The following is a 17,483-nucleotide window of genomic DNA, read 5'->3' as shown; positions in this document are numbered from 1 at the left end:
TCAGTGCGCCTGCCGATGCGCAAGCACCCGGCAGACCAGCACGGTGGCCGGCTGCGGGCGGGGCCGGACCGCGGTCGCGATCGCGTCCTCGTAGCTGTCGAACCCGCTCGTGCCGCCCCCGGCCTGCCGCACCAGCCGGTACGGGAACATCCACGTCTCTCGGCGCACAACGGATCGCTGAGAGTAATCGACCAAGCGGCGCAATCCGTCAGCAGAGTGAGAGGTCTCGGGCCACTCCCGCAGCACCACCCCGTTCACCACCACTGCGAGTTTCTCCAGCAGCGAGAGCGCCTTGTAGCCGACCGGGAGCGCATCGTGCACGGCCCGGCACTCCTGCTGCCACGGCTCCCCGGCCACCCAGGCCCGCGACCAGCCGCCGACATCGTAAAGATGCTGGGTACGCGGCTCGTCCAGATCGAAGGGATCGAGCCCGCCCAACGGATAGTCATAGCTGACCTTGGTGGGCCGCGGACGCGGGACAGTCACAATGCGGGAACCTATCCGTTGAACACGCTCCGCGTACAGCCATGGCGGCTATACCCTGTTCGGTGTAGGGACATGAGAGGGGATCGTCATGGCTACTCTCAGCATTCTGGAACTACTCATAGCCGTCATCGGAATCAGCGCGGCCATCACCGTCATCGTGCTGCTGGTCCGGGTCAGCAGGCCGAAGCCGGCACCGTTCCCGACCGAGAACCCCGCATACCAGTACCCGCCAGCCGGGAGTCAGGGCGCGACCCGGCCGCCCTACTAGGGGTTCACATCGCGCGGTAGTCCCGTACCGCGTGCCGGGGCCCGAACCGGGGGCGGGAGAAACCCGCGGCCTCCAGATAGCGCACCGCCCGCTGCCGCTGGGGCGCGTAGGGGGCCAGCTCGGCGAGCATGCCCGCGTCGTCGAGCTCCCTGCCGAGCAGGGCATGTCCGACCACGACCGGGATGTGGAAGTCGCCGACACTCACCGCGTCCGGGTCACCCCAGGCGCGCTGGGCCACCTCGGCGGCGGTCCACGGCCCGATACCGGGGACCTTGCGCAGCAACAGGCGACCCTCCGCGCCGCAGAGGACGGCCGCCCGCTCCAGCCGGTGCGCCACCCGCGCGGCGGCGACCAGGGCACGGCGGCGGGTCAGGTCCACCCCCGCCCGGTGCCAGTTCCAGTCCACAATAGACAGAATCGCGGCGGGTGTCGGGGGCACCCGCATGCCATCAGGGGCAGGCCCGGGGGCCGGTTCACCGAACCACCGGCACAGCTCCCGCCAGGAGCGGCGGGCCTCGTAACCGGTGACCTTCTGCTCCAGCACCGCGGGCACCAGCACGTCCCATACCCGGCCGGTCGCCCCCAGCCGCAGGCCGGGCGCACCGCGCCGGGCCCTGGCCACCGCCTCGTGATGCGCGACGAAACCGGAGTCGTCGTCCGCGGCCCCCAGCAGGGTGGGCAGCCGTTCCAGCAGGAACTCCGCCCCCTTGCCCCATGCGATGGCCCGCACCTCCCCGTCCGCGCGCCGGTGCACGGCCATGGTCGCGGGGCCGTCCGGGGTGTTCCCGGTCAGCCAGGCCACCCCCGCATCATCGCGGCGCAGGCAGGGATCGCCGCGCCCGCGCCGCAGGGGTGCCAGCACCGCCGCGAGATCGAGCGGGAACGGTGGCCGCCAGGTTCGCTCGCGCATCCGGCTCAGGCGTCGCTGGAGAAGCGCAGCGCGCCGTCGGGCAGGGTGACCTCCGGCCACACCCTGGCGCCCGTCAGCAGTTCGCAGCCCGCGCCGACCGAGGCCCGGTCGCCGAGCACCACCCCGTGCAGCACGGTGCCCGCGCCGACCTCGGCCCCGGCGCCGAGCACCGAGTCCCGCACGTCCGCACCCGCGCCGACCGTGGCACCCTCGAACAGCACCGAACCGCTGACCCTGGCTCCCGCGCCGACCACCGTGCCCCTGCCGAGGGTGGCGCCACCGTCCACGATGGCCTCCGCCGAGACCGACGCGCCGTCCAGCAGCAGGCACTCCCCGACCGGCCCCGGCAGCGCCGAGGTCGGGGCGAGCCCGCGCACCAGATCGGCCGAGCCGCGCACGAACGCGTCCGGGGTACCGACGTCCAGCCAGTACGAGGAGTCCACGAACCCGTGCACATGCGCCCCGGACTCCAGCAACCCCGGGAAGGTCTCCCGCTCCACCGAGACCCGCCTGCCCGCCGGGATGGACTCGACCACCGAGCGGCGGAACACGTAGCAGCCCGCGTTGATCTGGTCGGTCGGCGGGTTCGGGGTCTTCTCGAGGAAGGCGGTGACCCTGCCATCGGCGTCGGTGGGCACCGAGCCGAACCGGCTCGGGTCGGCCACCCGCTGCAGGTGCAACGTGACATCCGCGTCCGCCTCGCGGTGCGTGGCCACCAGCGCGGGCAGGTCCGCCCCGGAGAGGATGTCGCCGTTGAAGACCACCGCGTGCTCGGCGCGCAGGTGGTCCAGCACGTTGCGGATCGCGCCGCCGGTGTCCAGCGGTTCCGCTTCCACCACGTACTCGATCTCGAGGCCGAGCGCCGCACCGTCGCCGAAGTACTCCTCGAACACCTCGGCCTGATAGGAGGTGCCGAGCACGACATGGGTGATACCGGCCGCCCTGATCCGGGAGAGCAGGTGACTCAGGAACGGCACACCCGCGGTGGGCAACATCGGTTTCGGCGCGGAAAGCGTGAGCGGGCGCAGCCGGGTCCCCTTGCCACCGACGAGCACGACGGCATCGACCCCGAGCGTGGACGTCATCTCGATCCCTCCATCCGGTGCGGTCCTACCACGCGATCACTCAGCGACAGACCGAGGGAAACGCTGACGGCAACCGCCTGGAGGGCATACCCTAGACAGCATGGTGACGGCCCTGATCGGAGAGGGCCTCGGGTGAGGTAACAGGAGGCGAGGGCATGGACCCCCGCGATCGAGCGGACGCCTTGCTTTCCCGCGCACGAGCGCGGAACGGCGTGGTGACGCCGGACAACATGACATCGCCCATGGACGCCTCGAACACCCAGCAGATTCCCGGTTCCTTCGTCCGGGAGATCGACCGCGACCAGGATCCGGACACCACCACCAAGCTGCCGGCCTCGGTGATCGAGGACAACGACTACCTGGCGCACGAGGAGCCGACCAGCAGCATGGACCCGGTCGGCAGCCAGCCGACCACCCCGCTCACCCGGCAGTCCCCCGGCCGGGAACCCGCCGCCCCGCGCGAGCAGGAGCCCGCGGAGCAGGAGCACGAGGGCCTCATCCCCACCACCAGGAAGCAGCGCGGGCAGTCCGCCCTCTCCCGCCGCCTCGAGGGCCTCTGACCCAGCCCCGCTCCTCAGCGGCGGAGGGTGGCGAGCTTCAGGCGCAGCCTCAGCCCGGCGCGGATCGCGGCCAGGGCGGGTTTCCAGGCCAGGCCCCGGTGCCGGTCGGCGAGGTAGCGGTAGGCGCTGTCGTGGTGCACGGCCAGCATCTTCGAGGCGGCCCGCGCCGTGGCATGCCCGCCGATGTGCATCACGGCCGCCGAGGGGGCGTAGACATTGCTCCAGCCCGCCCGGCCCAGCCGGTCCCCGAGGTCGACGTCCTCGAAGTACATGAAATAGCGCTCGTCGAACCCGCCGACCGCCGCGAACGCCTCCCGCCGCAGCAGCTGGCAGGATCCGGAGAGCCAGCCCGCGACCCGCTCGGTTGGTTCCCCGCTCTCCTGCCGGTAGGCACGGGTCCACGGGTTGCCCTTCCACACCTTGCCGAACACCGCGTGCCCGACCCCGCGCCCCAGCGAGGGCAGCAGTCGCGCGGAGGGGTACACGGTGCCGTCCGGCTCCCGGATCAGCGGCCCGAACGCGCCGCCGCGCGGCCAGCGCCACGCCACCTCCAGCAGGGTGTCCAGCGCGCCCTGTTCCCACTCCAGGTCGGCGTTGGCCACCACCACCCAGCCGACCTCCGGCCCGAGCGCCGCCACTCCCCGGTTGGCCGCGGTGCCGTAGCCGAGGTTGCCACCGGTGGGCAGCAGCCGCACGTGCTCCCGCTCGGCGGCCCGCTCCGGGGCGCCGTCCGTCGAGGAGTTGTCCGCCAGCACCACCTGCACCTTGCGGGTGGTGGCCTTCTCCAGCGTGTCCAGGAAACGCTCGAGGGTCTCGCCGGGGAAGTAGGTCACGACCACCACGGCGAGCTCGTCGCCGTAAGCCCTGCTTTCGGTCACCGGGACATTCTGCACCCGTTACCCGCGGCGACGACGATGGCCCGCCGCGGCCCGTGCGTAGACCTCCCGATGCCGCTCGGCGGTGCTCGCCCAGGAGAACTCCTTGGCCCTGCGCTGCGCCGCCGCGGCCAGCGCGGCCCGCCGGGGCGAGTCGTCCAGCAGCTCGGTCAGCGCCACCGCCACGTCCCCGGCGCCGACCCCGCAGTAGGCCACCGCGTCCCCGCCGACCTCGGGCAGGGACAGTCTGCGGGTGGTGAGCACGCAGGCGCCGCAGGCCATCGCCTCCAGCACCGGCAGCCCGAAGCCCTCGCCGAGGCTGGGGTAGGCCACCAGCTCCGCCCCGCCGAGGAACCCGGCGAGGGTGCCGAACGGCAGGTAGCCTGCCCGGATCACCCGCAACCGGTGCGGTACCGCGTCCAGGGCCTTCTCCACCTGGCTGTCCCAGCCGGGCTGCCCGGCCAGCACCAGCGCGGGCGGGTCCGGCCTGCCTGCCACCGCGTGCGCGAAGCCGCGGATCAGCGCGGGCACGTTCTTGCGCGGCTCGAGCGCGCCGAGGAACGCCACGTACGGGGTGTCGCCGAGGCCGACGGCGTCGCGCGCCGCGCGTACCTCCTCCGGAGAGGGCGGGTGGAACCGCGCCTCCTCCACCCCGTGCTGGATGATCTCCATCCGGTCCTCGCCCGCGGGCACCACCCTGGCCAGCTCGTTCGCCGTCGCCACGCTCGGCACCACGCATACCGAAGCCCGGCGCAACGCGGCCACCGTCCAGGCACGGAAGAACCGCGCCTTCACCCCGGCATGCAGCACGGCGTCGGTGAAGAAGGTCGCGTCATGCAGGGTGACCACGGAGGCGGCCGGGCTGGCCAGCGGCATCGTGTAGTGCGGGGAGTGCACCACGTCCACGTTCAGCCTGCGCACCAGCATCGGCAGGCTGGTCTGCTCCCAGGTCAGCCGGGCGGTCCTGGTCGCGGTCGCCTCCGGCGCGCCGACCACCCTCGAGCGCGGGGCGAGCTCGGTGTAGAGCCCGGTGTCCCGCGGCTGGCAGGCAACGGTCAGCAGGGCACCATCGGCGTCGAGGGCGGCGACCAGCGAGTCGACGTAACGACCGACGCCGCCCCGGTCCGCGGGGACGGCTGTCGCGTCGATCAACACTCGTGGTTCGGCTGCCACCCGAGCAGGGTACGACTGATCGGTTCGGCGTTGTTCCGGAACCGGAAAACTGGGTTTTTCATCCCTGTTGGTGCAGGCTCCAGATCGCCTTGGCGGCCCGCTGCCAGGAGAAACGTTCCGCCCGCGCCCGCCCGGCCGCGCCCAGCCGCTGGGCGAGGCCCGGCTCATCCAGCACCGAGCGCAGGGCGTCGGCGAGTGCGGCCGGGTCCGCCCTCGGCACGGTGACCCCGGCCGTGCCGGCCACCTCCACCAGCGCGGCGGCGTCGGAGTGCACCACCGGCACCCCACAGGCCATGGCCTCCAGCACCGGCAGCCCGAACCCCTCGGCGAGGCTCGGCGCGGCGAGCACGCTGGCTCGCCGCAGAGCCTGCGCCAGCTCGGCGTCGGACAGCCTGCCCAGCACCCGCAGCCGGTGCGGCGGCAGGCCGTGCTCCCTGGCCAGCGCCTCCGGGTCGAGGCCGCCCCAGCCAGGCTGCCCGACCAGCACCAGCGGGACCGAGTCGAGCCCGGCCACCGCCTCGATCAGCACGTCGATGCCCTTACGCGGTTCCAGCGTGCCAACGGCGAGCACATAGCGCCGCGGCAGGTCGAGGTCGGCCGCTTCGGCCCCGGTCAGCACCGGGGCGACCCCGTGCCCGACCACCCGCACCGGCGCGGGCCCCGGCGCGTACGCGGCCAGCCCGGCTGCGACCGCCTCGGTGGGCACCACCACGGCGTCCGCCCTGCGGGTGGCCCTGGTGATCATCGAACGGTGCCAGGAGACCCCGCGGCGGGTGAGCGTCTCCGGATGTGTCCAGGGCACGGTGTCGTGCACGGTCACCGAGAGGGTGCGGCGGCCCGAGCGCGGCGGGGCCAGCGGGGTCGGGGCGTGCACCGCGTCCCCGCCCGGCCACCACGGCAGGCCTGCCTGCCAGGCCGCGACCAGCGCGCGCGGCGGCAGCGGCAGCACCCGCGGCCCGCGCACCCCCGCCCGCCGGGCAGGCTCCACGTCGGCATGCCTGGCGACCACGCTGGTCAGCCGCCAGCCGTCCGGGGTGGTCTCGGCGAGCGCGCGTAACAGCTCGCCGGTGTAGCGGCCGGTGCCACCCGGCACCGGAGCGAGTAACTGCTCGGCGATCACCACCAGCTCGGGCACGGGCGCTATTCTGCTCCGCGTGCCCGCACCCGTCACCACGACGGTCCTCGTCGTCACCTGGCGTGGCATAGGTCACCTCGGCGAGTGCCTGGACGCCCTGGCCGCCCAGGATCGTCCACATCGGATCCTGGTGATCGACAACGCCTCGGACGACGGCACCGCCGACCTGCTCGCGGCGCACCCCAGCGCCCCGGAGGTGCTGCGGCTGCCCCGTAACACCGGGTACGCGGGCGGGATCGCGGCCGGGTTGTCCGCAGTGGACACGCCGCTGGTCGCCTGGCTGAACGACGACGCCGTCCCGCGGCCGGACTGGCTCGGCCTGCTGGAGGACGCCCTGCTCGCCGAGCGCGGCCTCGCCGCGGTGGGCTGCAGGCTGGAGCGCGCCGACGGGACCGCGCAGTCGGTCGGCGTGCGGCTCACCGCCGACGGGCATGGCGCGGACCGCACCGGCGGCTGGCCAGCCTTCGGCTTCTGCGGCGGGGCGGTGCTGCTGCGCACCGCGGCCCTGCGCGCCGCGGGCGGGGTCCCCGCGGAGTTCTTCTGCTACTACGAGGACACCGACACCGCCTGGCGGCTGCGGCTGGCCGGGTGGCGGATCGGCGTGCTGGAGCAGGCGGTGGTGCGGCACCGGCACGGCGCCAGCACCCGCCCCGGCTCGGTGGCCTTCCATCGGTGGAACGAACGCAACCGGCTGCTCATGCTGCTGCGCTGCGCCCCGGCCCGGACGGCGCTGGCCCAGCTCGCCCGGTTCGCGGCGCTCACCGCCGTGCTGCCACTGCGCCGGGGCCGGCCCGCAGCGGCCAACTTCCGGCTCCGGCTGCGCTGCCGGGTGCTGGCCGAGGTGCTCGGCAGGCTGCCGGCCACGCTGTCGGCACGACGAGCGATCGGGGCGCGCGCGGCGCTGGACCGAGGCGAGGTCCTGCGAGCGTGGGCAGGCCGTTAAGCTGGCGCGACGGCGCGAGTGTTAAGGAGTTGCGGCGGTGACCAAGGGGGATTCGAACCAGCCGGTCGTCTCGGTGATCGTGGTGAACTACCGCGGCGCCGACGACACCATCACCTGCCTGCACGCCCTGACCAGCGAGCTGGACTACCCGCGGCTGGACATCATCTGCGTGGACAACGCCTCCGGCGGGGACGACGTGCGCCGGATCCGCGCCGCGGTGCCCGGGACGCGGATCGTGGAGTCGGGCGCGAACCTTGGCTTCGCCGGTGGCTGCAACCTGGGTGCCCGGCATGCCAAGGGCACCGTGCTTGCCTTCCTGAACAACGACGCCCGGCCGCACCGCAACTGGGCCCGCGCCGCCGTCTCGGTGCTGCGCGCCGAGCCGCGGGTGGCCGCGGTGGCCAGCAAGGTGCTGGACTGGGACGGCGAGTCCGCCGACTTCGTGGACGCTGGCCTTACCTGGTTCGGCATGGGGTACAAGCGGCACGCGGGCACCCGGCTGGCCGAGCTGGACCCCGCCGAGCACGAGGTGGCCAAGGACGTACTGTTCGGCACCGGCTCGGCCATGTTCGTGCGGGCCGGGGCGTTCGCCGAGCTCGGTGGCTTCGACGAGCGCTTCTTCATGTTCTACGAGGACGTGGACCTGGGCTGGCGGCTCAACCTGCGCGGCTGGCGGGTGCGGTACGTGCCTGCCTCGATCGCCTACCACCGGCACCACGCGACCATGGCCGAGCTGGACGCCCCGGACACCGGGCGGGAGACCTTCCTGCTGGAGCGCAACGCCCTGGCGGCCATGTACAAGAACCTTTCCGCCGAGACGCTGGCCCGCGCGCTGCCCGCCGCGCTGGCGCTCACCGCGCGCCGGGCCACCGCCCGCGGCGAGCTGGACCCGACCCGGCTGGACCTGCAGCGCGGGGTCGGCCCGATCGAGACCGATCCGGTGCCGGTGCCGCGCAGCGCGCTGGCCGGGCTGTTGGCGATGGACCAGTTCGTCGAGCTGCTGCCCGGCCTGGCCGAGTCCCGCGCGGTGGAGCAGGCCGCGCGGGTGCGCACCGACGCCGACCTGGTCCCCCTGCTGCGCAAGGCGCTCGAGCCAGCCTACCCGCTGCCCCGTTACCTCGCGGCGCATGACGTGCTGGCCGAGGCCTTCGGCATCGAGGACGCCTTCGGCAGGCGGCGCAGGGTGCTGGTGCTCACCGGCGACGCGCTGACCGAGCGGATGGCAGGCCCGGCCATCCGGGCCTGGAACATCGCCTCGGTGCTGGCCGCCGAGCACGAGGTCCGGCTGGTCACGGTGAACCCGGTGGCCGATCCACCGCCCGCGCCCTTCCAGGTGTCCGCGGCCAGGCGGCGCGACCTCGCCGAGCCGGTCGAGTGGGCCGAGGTCGTCATCCTGCAGGGACACGTGCTGGAGATGGCGCCCGCGCTGAAGAAGCAGCACCAGCACAAGCTCGTGGTCTGCGACCTGTACGATCCGATGCACCTGGAACTGCTCGAGCAGGGCAAGGACGCGGCCGACGACCGGCGGGCCGCGGACCTGATCGGCGTCACCAGGGTGCTGGACGCGCAGCTGGAGCGCGGGGACTTCTTCCTGTGTGCATCGGAGCGGCAACGGCATTTCTGGCTCGGCCACCTGGCCGCGCTCGGCAGGCTCTCCCCCCGGCTGTACGACGCCGACCCCACCACGCAGTCCCTGCTCGCGGTGGTGCCGTTCGGGCTGTCCGAGCAGGCGCCGCAACGCACCGGCCCCGGATTGCGTGCCACCCTGAACATCTCCGAGACCGATCACGTGGTGCTCTGGGCGGGCGGGGTGTACAGCTGGTTCGACCCGCTGACCCTGGTGCGCGCGATCGACCGGCTGCGCGAGCGGCGCGGGGACGTCCGGCTGGTGTTCCTCGGGATGCGGCATCCCAATCCGGAGGTCACCGAGATGAGCATCGGCGCGCAGACCGCGCGGCTGGCCGACTCGCTGGGGCTGACGGACAAGCACGTGTTCTTCAACGAGCACTGGGTCCCTTACGGGGAACGGCAGAACTGGCTGCTGGACGCCGACTGCGGGGTGACCACGCATTTCGAGCACGTGGAGACCACCTTCGCCTTCCGTACCAGGGTGCTGGACTACCTGTGGGCCGGGCTGCCGATCGTCACCACCGACGGGGACGCCATGGCCGACCTGGTGCGCACCGAGCGGCTGGGCGTGGTGGTACCGGCCGAGGATGTGGACGCGCTGGCCGAGGCGCTGGAGAAGTCGCTCTACGACACCGAGTTCGCGGCCGCCTGCGTGGAACGCATCCGGCAGGTCGCCGAGCGCTACACCTGGCCGCGGGTGCTGGAGCCGCTGGTGGAGTTCTGCCGCGACCCGCGTCCCGCCGCCGACCGGCTGCCCGGCGTCGATCATCTTGCGCCCGCGGATCCCTTGCGTGGCAAGGAGTTGCTCCGCCGGGACCTGGGGCTGATGCGGGAGTACCTTACCGAGGGCGGGCCGCGGGAGCTCATCCGGCGGGTCGGCGGCCGGGCGCTGCGGCTTGCCAGGGGCAGGCTCGGCGGACGGCGAACCGGCGATGAATGATCCGGCTGACCGCCCGCTTCGGGTACTCCTGGACGGTACTCCGCTGCTCGGCGACCGGACCGGGGTAGGCCGGTACACGGCATCGCTTTCCGAGGAGCTCGCCTCGATGTCCGGTGTGGACACCCGAGCCGTGGCGTTCACCCTGCGCGGCTGGCGGCGGTTGCGTTCGGTGCTGCCGCACGGGATGCGTGCCCGCGGGATGCCGGTGGCCGCGCGGGCGTTGCGCAGGGCGTGGCTGCGTTCGGATTTCCCGCCGGTGGAGCTGTTCGCCGGGCGTAGTGATGTCGTGCACGGCACCAACTTCGTGCTGCCCGCGAGCCTGCGTGCCGCCGGGGTGCTGACCATCCACGACCTCGCCTTCCTTGATGCCCCGCAAGAGCTGGCGCCGAGTGACCGGGAGGTGCCCGCGCTGGTACGCAAGGGCGCGGCGCGGGCGAAGGCGATCTGCACGCCGACCGCGGCGGTTGCCGACGCGGTGGCCGAACGGCTGGACGTGGACCGGGAGAAGATCGTGGTGACCCCGCTCGGGGTGGACCCGGCCTGGTTCACCGGGCGGCCGCCGGGTATGGAGCTGCGCGAGCGGATCGGCCTGCCCGCGCGGTACCTGCTGTTCGTCGGCGCCGCGGGCCCGCGCAAAGGGCTGGACTGGCTGCGCCGCACCCACGCCGCGGCCCCCGACCTGCCGCCGCTGGTGCTCGCGGGTCCCGGCCCGCACCCGCGTGCCGAGCGCACCCTCCAGCTGGGCTACCTGTCCGAAGTGGACCTTCGCAGTGTGGTCGCAGGCGCTTCGGCGCTGGTGCTGCCCTCCAGGGACGAGGGTTTCGGGCTACCGGTGCTGGAGGCCATGGCCTGTGACGTGCCGGTTGTGTGCTCGGACATCCCGGCGTTGCGCGAGATCACCGACGGCAACGCCGCCCTGGTGCCGTATGACGATGTGGACGCCCTTACCGGGGCCCTGCGCGCCGCCGTCGGCGAGGTCCACCTGGCGTCGGCCTCGGCACGGCGCCGCGCGCACGCCGCCGGTTTCACCTGGCGCCGCTGCGCCGAACTCACCGTCGGCGCCTATCGCCAAGCAGCCGCCCGCTAGTTGGCCGTACGCAAACAGCCAACGCGTGCGCGTGGGGAGCAAACACGCGTACGCAGACGGCAAACACGCCGAGCCCCGGCGTGTTTGCCGTCCACGCGCGCGTGTTTGCCGCTCATGCACGCGAGTTTGCTGTTTGCGTACGGTCAATAAGGGTTACCGGGCTAGAAGCGGCTGAATATGTTGGTGAACTCGTACTCCGATTGGGCGATGCTGCTGCAGGTCGGGGAAACGCCGCCGCCGGGGCAAGAGCCGTTGTCCCTGCCCACCGACCAGAAGGCGAGCAGCCCGATCTGGTTCGCGCTCGCCCAGTTCACCAGCTTGTTCGCGTCCGCCTGCCGGAAGATCTTGCCGTTGAAGTTGCGCCCGATCATCGGGGTGACCCCGAGCCTGCGCTTCAGCTCGGCCTCGGCCCGATCCGGCCAGATGTCGCGCATCTGGCCCAGCACGCTCTCCGCGGCGGCGATCACCGCGTCACCCCAGTTCGGCCGGGAGGTGCCGAACTCCATGGTCATCGGGTTGACCAGCACGTCCACCCCATGCGCGGCGGCACTGCGCAGCACCGAGACCGAGTACGGATCCAGGCCGTAGTCATCGCCCTGCACCCGCAGGGTGTAGCTCACGCTGGTGCCCCGCTCGGCCTGCAACCGGGCCAGTGCGGTGTTCACCATGTCGTGCGGGATGGCGGCCTCCACGTCCACATCCAGATGGTTGGTGCCCACGGTGTCCAGGATGGTCCGGTACGCCTCGGTGAGCGCGTCCGCCGAACGGCAGGTGTGCTCGAGGTACGGCCCGACGGCACCGCCGGTCGCCACGATCACCTGGCCGCCCATCGCCTGCAACTCGCTGATGTCGCTCAGGATCCGCTCGTTGTCCAGCGGAATCGTGCCGCCCCATGACGGGTTGCAGCCCGAGTAGTCGCCGAGCGCGAAGGCGAGCGTGAACGTCTTGTGCCCCGTCTCCCGCGCGACCTCGGCAAGGGACGGCTCCGGCATGGTGATGTCGATGTACGGTGCCGATTGCCCCGCCAGCGCCGCGTGCCCAGCCGGTTGTGCCTGTGCCTGCCCGGCCGGCGCCAGCGTGATCGCGAGCGCGCAGCCACCGAGCACGGATGCGATCCGGGTCCCGATTCTGCTCATACCGAACTCACCGCCCAACGTCGATGTCGAGAACATTCGACGCTAGGTGGTCTAGACCACAACGGCAACCGACGAAAGTCGGCCGGGCCCGGACCGATCAGCTACGCAGTGCCGCGCAGCTGATCGGCATGCCTGGCGAAGAAGACACTCAGCGCCTCCCGCCAGGACCGCAGCGGGGTCAGCCCGGCATCCCGCCAGGCATCCGCGGACAGCACCGAGTACGCCGGGCGCGGGGCCGGACGCGGGAACTCCTCGGTACCGCAGGGCTTCACCCGCTCCGGGTCGGCGCCGAGCTCGGTGAACACCGCACGCGCCAGCTCGAACCAGCTCGCCTGGCCTGCCCCGGTGCAGTGCAGGATGCGCCCCACGGGAGCGCGATCATCCGCGATCGCACCGGCCAGCTCGACCAGACCGGCCGCCAGATCAGCCGTCCACGTAGGACCACCAACCTGATCGTCCACAACGGACAGCTCGTCCCGCTCGCCCTCGAGACGCACGATGGTCTTGACGAAGTTGTGCCCGTGCACCCCGTAGATCCAGCCGGACCGCACGATCCACGCCTGCGCGCCGGAACCGAGCACGGCGTCCTCGCCTGCCGCCTTGGTCCGCCCGTACGCGCTGCGCGGGCCCAGCGGGTCCTCGGGAAGGTAAGGACGGTCGCCGTCCCCGCTGAACACGTAGTCGGTGGAGACGTGCACCAGCGGTACCCGGCGCGAGGAGCAGGCGGCCGCCAGCACCCGCGGGCCGTCCGCGTTCACCGCGAACGCCCGCTCCTCATCGGATTCCGCGGCGTCCACCGCGGTGTAGGCGGCGGCGTTCAGTACCACCGGGTAGCGGCCGGAGTCCGCGGCGCGGGCGGCGAGCTCGGCGACGGCCTCCACCACCGCACCCGTCTCGGTCACGTCCAGCTCGGCCGAGCCGGGCGCGCGCACCTCGAGCCCGGCCTCCTCGCCCAGCGCGGCAAGCTCCTTGCCGAGCTGGCCGCTCCCGCCGGGTACCAGCAGGCTGAGTCCGCCCACCTCGATCACCTCTCCGTCAGCGCCGCACGACCTTTCAGCGGTTCCCACCACGCGCGGTTCTCCGCGTACCAGCGCACCGTGTCGGCCAGACCGGTGTCAAAGGGAATCCGCGGCCGGTAGCCTAGCTCAGCGCCGATCTTGGTGATGTCCACCGAGTAACGCCGGTCGTGCCCCTTGCGGTCCTCGACCGGCCGCACCATCTCCCAGCCCACGCCGAGGGCGGCGAGCAGGTGTTCGGTCAGTTCCCGGTTGGTCAGCTCGGTGCCGCCACCGATGTTGTAGACCTCCCCTGGTCGCCCTCGCTCAGCCACCAGCTGGATGCCGTAACAGTGATCGTCCACGTGCAGCCAGTCGCGCACGTTCATCCCGTCGCCGTAGAGCGGCACCTGCGCGCCGTCCAGCAGGTTGGTCACGAACAGCGGGACAACCTTTTCCGGGAACTGGTACGGACCGTAGTTGTTCGAGCACCGGGTCACGCAGACCGGCAGGCCGTGCGTGCGGTAGAAGGACCGGGCCAGCAGATCGGAGGAGGCCTTCGAGGCGGAGTACGGGGAGTTCGGCTCCAGCGGGTGCTCCTCCGGCCAGGAGCCATGCTCGATCGAGCCGTACACCTCGTCGGTGGACACGTGCACGAACTTGCCGACCTCGGCGTGCAGGGCCGCCTGCAGCAGGGTCTGCGTCCCCACGACGTTGGTCAGCACGAAGTCGGCCGACCCCGCGATGGAGCGGTCGACGTGCGACTCGGCGGCGAAATGCACCACCAGGTCCACGCCGGTCATCAGCTCGCTCACCAGTTCGGCATCGCAGATGTCACCTTTGACGAAACGGAATCGTGAGCTGTCCGCGACCGGGGCGAGATTCGCCTCGTTCCCGGCGTAGGTGAGCTTGTCCAGCACGACTACTTCGGCTTCGGAGAGTGCCGAGTACTCACCGGATAGTGCTTGCCGCACGTAATGCGATCCGATGAACCCAGCGCCTCCGGTGACCAGCACCCGCATCTGTTTGCCTTTCGCTTCAACCGCCTCGACCTGCATCGACCCGCGCAGTGTCGCATGCACGGACTCAGGATCGGTCGAGTCGGCTCCCCGCATCGCGCCACCCGATATCCGGCTGATCTTTGCGCAACGTACGGACGCATCACACGGAAGTCAGTAATGTGGACCTTGGAGCGCCATATGTCTTGGAGCGCCATATGTATGGTGAATCGTCTGGGGAGCCGGCCACCGGGAGGCGGCGCGTGGCCGGCTGGGAGGAGAGTGCGTGACCGACTGGCCGGGGCAAGCGGTCAACCGCGCCGGTACGCGCGGCCGCGGCACTATTGTCGTGCTGGCCCTGCGCGGCGGCAAGACCCTGATCTCCCTCGTTTCGCTGATCGTGCTCGGGCTCACCTGGTACGGCTGGCAGTTCGTGGGGGACGTGAACGAGGGCCTGGCCACGACCAAGGTCTTCGATGAGGAGATGCCGGTCAAGCCGCTGGATGGCGCCGTCGACATCCTGCTGGTCGGGCAGGATAGCCGCACCGACGCGCAGGGCAACCCGCTGCCCCGCGAGGTGCTGGACCGGCTGCACGCGGGCGAGGCCGACGGTGAGCGGCAGACCGACACGATGATCCTGGTGCACATCCCGCAGGACGGGACGCGCGCGGTGGCCATCTCCTTCCCGCGCGACTCCTGGGTGCGGCTGGCAGGCGGGTACGGCAAGCACAAGCTCAACGGCGCCTTCGTCTACGCCTACAACGACACCCACGAGACCTTGCAGCAGCAGGGAATGACCGATCTGGAGAAGATCGACGAGAAGGCCAAGGCCGCGGGCAGGAAGAACCTGATCAAGACGATCGAGCGGTTGCTGGACCGGCCCGGCATGATCGACCGGTACGCCGAGGTGAACCTGGCCAGCTTCTACGAGATCACCAAGGCCCTCGGTGGCATCCAGGTCTGCCTGAACGAACCGGTGGACGAGTACCGCTCCGGCATCGACCTGCCCGCGGGCAGGCAGACCATCGAAGGGGTGCAGGCACTGGCCTTCGTCCGGCAGCGGTACGGGCTGCCCCGGGGTGATCTGGACCGGATCGAGCGACAGCAGGCCTTTCTCTCCGGCCTCGCGCGCAAGGTGCTCTCCACCGAGGTGCTGACCAATCCGACCAAGCTCAGCGACCTGGTGGCCGCGGTGAAGAAGTCCGTGGTGCTGTCCGAGGGATGGGACCTGCTCGAGTTCGCCGCCCAGATGCGCGGGCTCAGCGGCGGAAACGTCGAGTTCCACACGATTCCGGTGGTCGGGAACGCCAGGATCGGCGGCGCGGATGTCCTCCAGATCAATGTGGACAAAGTAAGGTCCTTTATAGACAACCTGGTCGGCGAGGAGAGTCCCAGCACGCCTCCGGCGACAAGCTCGGTCGAGCCGAGCGAGCCCTCCGAGGTCACCGTGGACGTATACAACGGTTCCGGCCAGGCCGGGCTCGGGTCACAGGTGCGCAAACTGTTGCAGGAAAAGGGTTTCCAGGGAGACGGCTCGGCGACGGCCGCGCGCGCCTCGGACACCCTCGTGCGCTACCCACCTGGCGAGGAGGACAACCTGGCCGCGCTCCGCGAGGCATTGGGGCAGGACATGGAGACCGAGCCGGACAGCGAGGTCCCCAGTGGCAGGCTGCACCTGGTACTCGGGTCGGACTACACCGGAACCTCCGCTGGGGAGCCGTCCAACGCGAACTTCCGTGCGCCCGGCAGGTCCCAGCGGGAGACCTCGGATAAGCAGGCCGAGGAGCCCGAGAACAAGATCACCGCGGGCGGCATCCCCTGTGTGAACTAATCGGGTGAGGCAGGTTGCACTCGTGCCCGCCGCCGGGTGGCCTAGCCTTGGTCAGGCTGGCCGCGGCATCCGACAAGGCGGGGAGGGGAGGTGACCGGCGTGCACGAGGACGAGAACGAGGACGCACAGCAGGACGAACGCGCGGACGAGGACGTCACCGAATCGAACGAAGTGGACGATCCGGACAACGAGCCCGCCGAACGCCCCAAGCCGACCCCCTATCCCCGCACCGACCCGCCCGAGCCTGCCACCCCGCCACGCCGCAAGGGCCGCGCGCGGCGCGCCGTGGGCCGCAGCCTGCTGGGGCTGCTCTCGGCGGTCGCGCTGGTCGCGACCGGGTACGCCTACTCAACGGTGGACGACCTGCGGGACAATGTGAACACCACCGACGCACTCGGCAGCCAGGACGAGCGGCGATCCCCGCCTGCCGATGACGGTGCCAACGACATCCTGCTCGTCGGTACCGACGCCAGGACCGATATGGAGGGCAATCCGCTGCCGCGTGCCGTGCTGCGCACCCTGCGCACCGAGGACAAGGCGGGGATCAACACCGACACCCTGATCCTGCTGCGGATACCGCGCGACGGTGGCAAGCCTGCCGCGGTGTCCATCCCGCGGGACACCTGGGTCACCGCCCCCGACGGGGAGCAGCGCAAGATCAACGCACCGTACGGGATCGCGAAGAGCGAGCAGGCGCAGCGGCTGCGCGCCGCAGGGGAGACCGACCGGGCCAAGATCGAAAGGGAGTCCGACCAGGCAGGCCGCCAGGCGCTGGTGCAGACCGTGCAGGACCTCACCCAGATCCGGATCGACCACTATGCCGAGGTCAACCTGCTCGGCTTCTACCTGATCACCGAGGCACTCGGCGGGGTCAAGGTATGCCTGAACCACGCCACGGTGGACAAGGACTCCGGCGCCAGCTTCCGCGCGGGCCCGCAGGTGGTGGACGGCAGCGACGCGCTGGCCTTCGTCCGGCAGCGCAAGAACCTGCCCCGGGGCGACCTGGACCGGATCGAGCGGCAGCAGGCGTTCCTGGCCTCGGCGCTGCACCAGGTGCTGTCCGCGGGCACCCTGACCGATACCGGCAAGCTGAACAAGCTCACCGAGGCCCTGCGCCGCTCGCTGGTGCTGGACAAGGATCTCGACCTGCTGTCATTCGCCGAGCAGGTGCGGGACGTGGCCACCGGGGAGATGGAGTTCCGGACCATCCCGGTGGTCGCGGTCGGCGCCAGGAGCCAGGACGGGCAGAGCATCATCGAGGTGGACCAGGCCGAGGTACGCCGGTTCGTCGGCTCGCTGATCGGCAGGTCCGGCCCACCCACCAGCACGCCGGCGGCTTCGTCAACGGGTTCCGGCGGCGGCAGCGCGCCGGGCGGGCAGCAGCCAACCGACCCGATCACCGCGGACGGCGTCCCCTGCGTGAACTAACAAC

16 protein-coding genes are annotated in these 17,483 nt (G+C 71.5%); 7 read left to right on the top strand and 9 right to left on the bottom strand.

From position 1 onward, the window contains the following. On the bottom strand, nucleotides 1–486 hold the full coding sequence (locus tag KOI47_RS04370) for a hypothetical protein (RefSeq protein ID WP_216214180.1): 486 nt from the start codon (nucleotides 484–486) through the stop codon (nucleotides 1–3). An 88-nt stretch (nucleotides 487–574) separates the two neighbouring features. Here KOI47_RS04370 and KOI47_RS04365 point away from each other — a divergent pair, with 88 nt between their 5' ends. Further along, complete coding sequence (locus KOI47_RS04365) at nucleotides 575–754, top strand: hypothetical protein (protein ID WP_216214178.1); 180 nt, start codon at nucleotides 575–577, stop codon at nucleotides 752–754. 4 nt (nucleotides 755–758) lie between these two features. Here KOI47_RS04365 and KOI47_RS04360 read toward each other — a convergent pair whose 3' ends face one another. Next, nucleotides 759–1,664, bottom strand: a complete 906-nt coding sequence (locus KOI47_RS04360; protein WP_216214176.1) for a DNA-3-methyladenine glycosylase family protein — start codon at nucleotides 1,662–1,664, stop codon at nucleotides 759–761. Nucleotides 1,665–1,669: 5 nt separating this feature from the next. Further along, complete coding sequence (gene manB / locus KOI47_RS04355; protein ID WP_216214174.1) at nucleotides 1,670–2,749, bottom strand: mannose-1-phosphate guanylyltransferase; 1,080 nt, start codon at nucleotides 2,747–2,749, stop codon at nucleotides 1,670–1,672. Nucleotides 2,750–2,904: 155 nt separating this feature from the next. Here manB and KOI47_RS04350 point away from each other — a divergent pair, with 155 nt between their 5' ends. Then, on the top strand, nucleotides 2,905–3,309 hold the full coding sequence (locus KOI47_RS04350) for a hypothetical protein (RefSeq protein ID WP_216214172.1): 405 nt from the start codon (nucleotides 2,905–2,907) through the stop codon (nucleotides 3,307–3,309). A gap of 14 nt (nucleotides 3,310–3,323) precedes the next feature. On the opposite strand, the gene KOI47_RS04345 is transcribed toward KOI47_RS04350, so the two are convergent. The 3 genes from KOI47_RS04345 to KOI47_RS04335 all read right to left on the bottom strand — a co-directional run bounded on the left by KOI47_RS04345 (nucleotide 3,324) and on the right by KOI47_RS04335 (nucleotide 6,492). Then, nucleotides 3,324–4,187, bottom strand: coding sequence for a glycosyltransferase family 2 protein (locus KOI47_RS04345; protein ID WP_216214171.1), 864 nt, complete (start codon nucleotides 4,185–4,187; stop codon nucleotides 3,324–3,326). An 18-nt stretch (nucleotides 4,188–4,205) separates the two neighbouring features. Then, the gene (locus KOI47_RS04340) at nucleotides 4,206–5,339 is read right to left on the bottom strand and encodes a glycosyltransferase family 4 protein (RefSeq protein WP_216217083.1); all 1,134 of its coding nucleotides are present in this window, start codon (nucleotides 5,337–5,339) and stop codon (nucleotides 4,206–4,208) included. A gap of 76 nt (nucleotides 5,340–5,415) precedes the next feature. Then, complete coding sequence (locus KOI47_RS04335) at nucleotides 5,416–6,492, bottom strand: glycosyltransferase family 4 protein (RefSeq protein ID WP_216214169.1); 1,077 nt, start codon at nucleotides 6,490–6,492, stop codon at nucleotides 5,416–5,418. A gap of 19 nt (nucleotides 6,493–6,511) precedes the next feature. On the opposite strand from KOI47_RS04335, the gene KOI47_RS04330 reads away from it, so the two are divergent. The 3 genes from KOI47_RS04330 to KOI47_RS04320 are packed head-to-tail and all read left to right on the top strand — an operon-like array spanning nucleotide 6,512 to nucleotide 11,091. Then, a complete protein-coding gene (locus KOI47_RS04330) occupies nucleotides 6,512–7,435 on the top strand; it encodes a glycosyltransferase family 2 protein (protein WP_232376534.1) in 924 nt (307 codons plus the stop codon). A gap of 37 nt (nucleotides 7,436–7,472) precedes the next feature. Then, nucleotides 7,473–10,004: a glycosyltransferase gene (locus KOI47_RS04325; RefSeq protein WP_216214167.1), complete on the top strand. Its 2,532-nt coding sequence runs from the start codon at nucleotides 7,473–7,475 to the stop codon at nucleotides 10,002–10,004. Next, complete coding sequence (locus KOI47_RS04320) at nucleotides 9,997–11,091, top strand: glycosyltransferase family 4 protein (protein ID WP_216214165.1); 1,095 nt, start codon at nucleotides 9,997–9,999, stop codon at nucleotides 11,089–11,091. Before KOI47_RS04325 ends, KOI47_RS04320 begins: the two co-directional genes overlap by 8 nt. 161 nt (nucleotides 11,092–11,252) lie before the next feature. On the opposite strand, the gene KOI47_RS04315 is transcribed toward KOI47_RS04320, so the two are convergent. The 3 genes from KOI47_RS04315 to rfbB form a co-directional block, all read right to left on the bottom strand. Further along, nucleotides 11,253–12,227 carry a chitinase gene (locus tag KOI47_RS04315; RefSeq protein ID WP_216214163.1) on the bottom strand — a complete coding sequence of 325 codons (975 nt, stop codon included), beginning with the start codon at nucleotides 12,225–12,227 and terminating at the stop codon, nucleotides 11,253–11,255. Nucleotides 12,228–12,328: 101 nt separating this feature from the next. Further along, a complete protein-coding gene (gene rfbD, locus KOI47_RS04310; RefSeq protein ID WP_216214162.1) occupies nucleotides 12,329–13,246 on the bottom strand; it encodes a dTDP-4-dehydrorhamnose reductase in 918 nt (305 codons plus the stop codon). A 5-nt stretch (nucleotides 13,247–13,251) separates the two neighbouring features. Then, on the bottom strand, nucleotides 13,252–14,244 hold the full coding sequence (gene rfbB / locus KOI47_RS04305) for a dTDP-glucose 4,6-dehydratase (protein ID WP_216217081.1): 993 nt from the start codon (nucleotides 14,242–14,244) through the stop codon (nucleotides 13,252–13,254). 262 nt (nucleotides 14,245–14,506) lie between these two features. Between rfbB and KOI47_RS04300 the strand changes: the two genes are divergently transcribed. Then, complete coding sequence (locus KOI47_RS04300) at nucleotides 14,507–16,051, top strand: LCP family protein (protein ID WP_216214161.1); 1,545 nt, start codon at nucleotides 14,507–14,509, stop codon at nucleotides 16,049–16,051. A gap of 90 nt (nucleotides 16,052–16,141) precedes the next feature. Continuing rightward, the gene (locus tag KOI47_RS04295) at nucleotides 16,142–17,479 is read left to right on the top strand and encodes an LCP family protein (RefSeq protein ID WP_408629889.1); all 1,338 of its coding nucleotides are present in this window, start codon (nucleotides 16,142–16,144) and stop codon (nucleotides 17,477–17,479) included. Nucleotides 17,480–17,483 lie beyond the last annotated feature (4 nt).

Origin of the sequence: Amycolatopsis aidingensis, from assembly GCF_018885265.1 — a bacterium.
Classification (GTDB): domain Bacteria; phylum Actinomycetota; class Actinomycetes; order Mycobacteriales; family Pseudonocardiaceae; genus Amycolatopsis; species Amycolatopsis aidingensis.
This window is presented reverse-complemented; position numbering and strand designations above follow the sequence as displayed.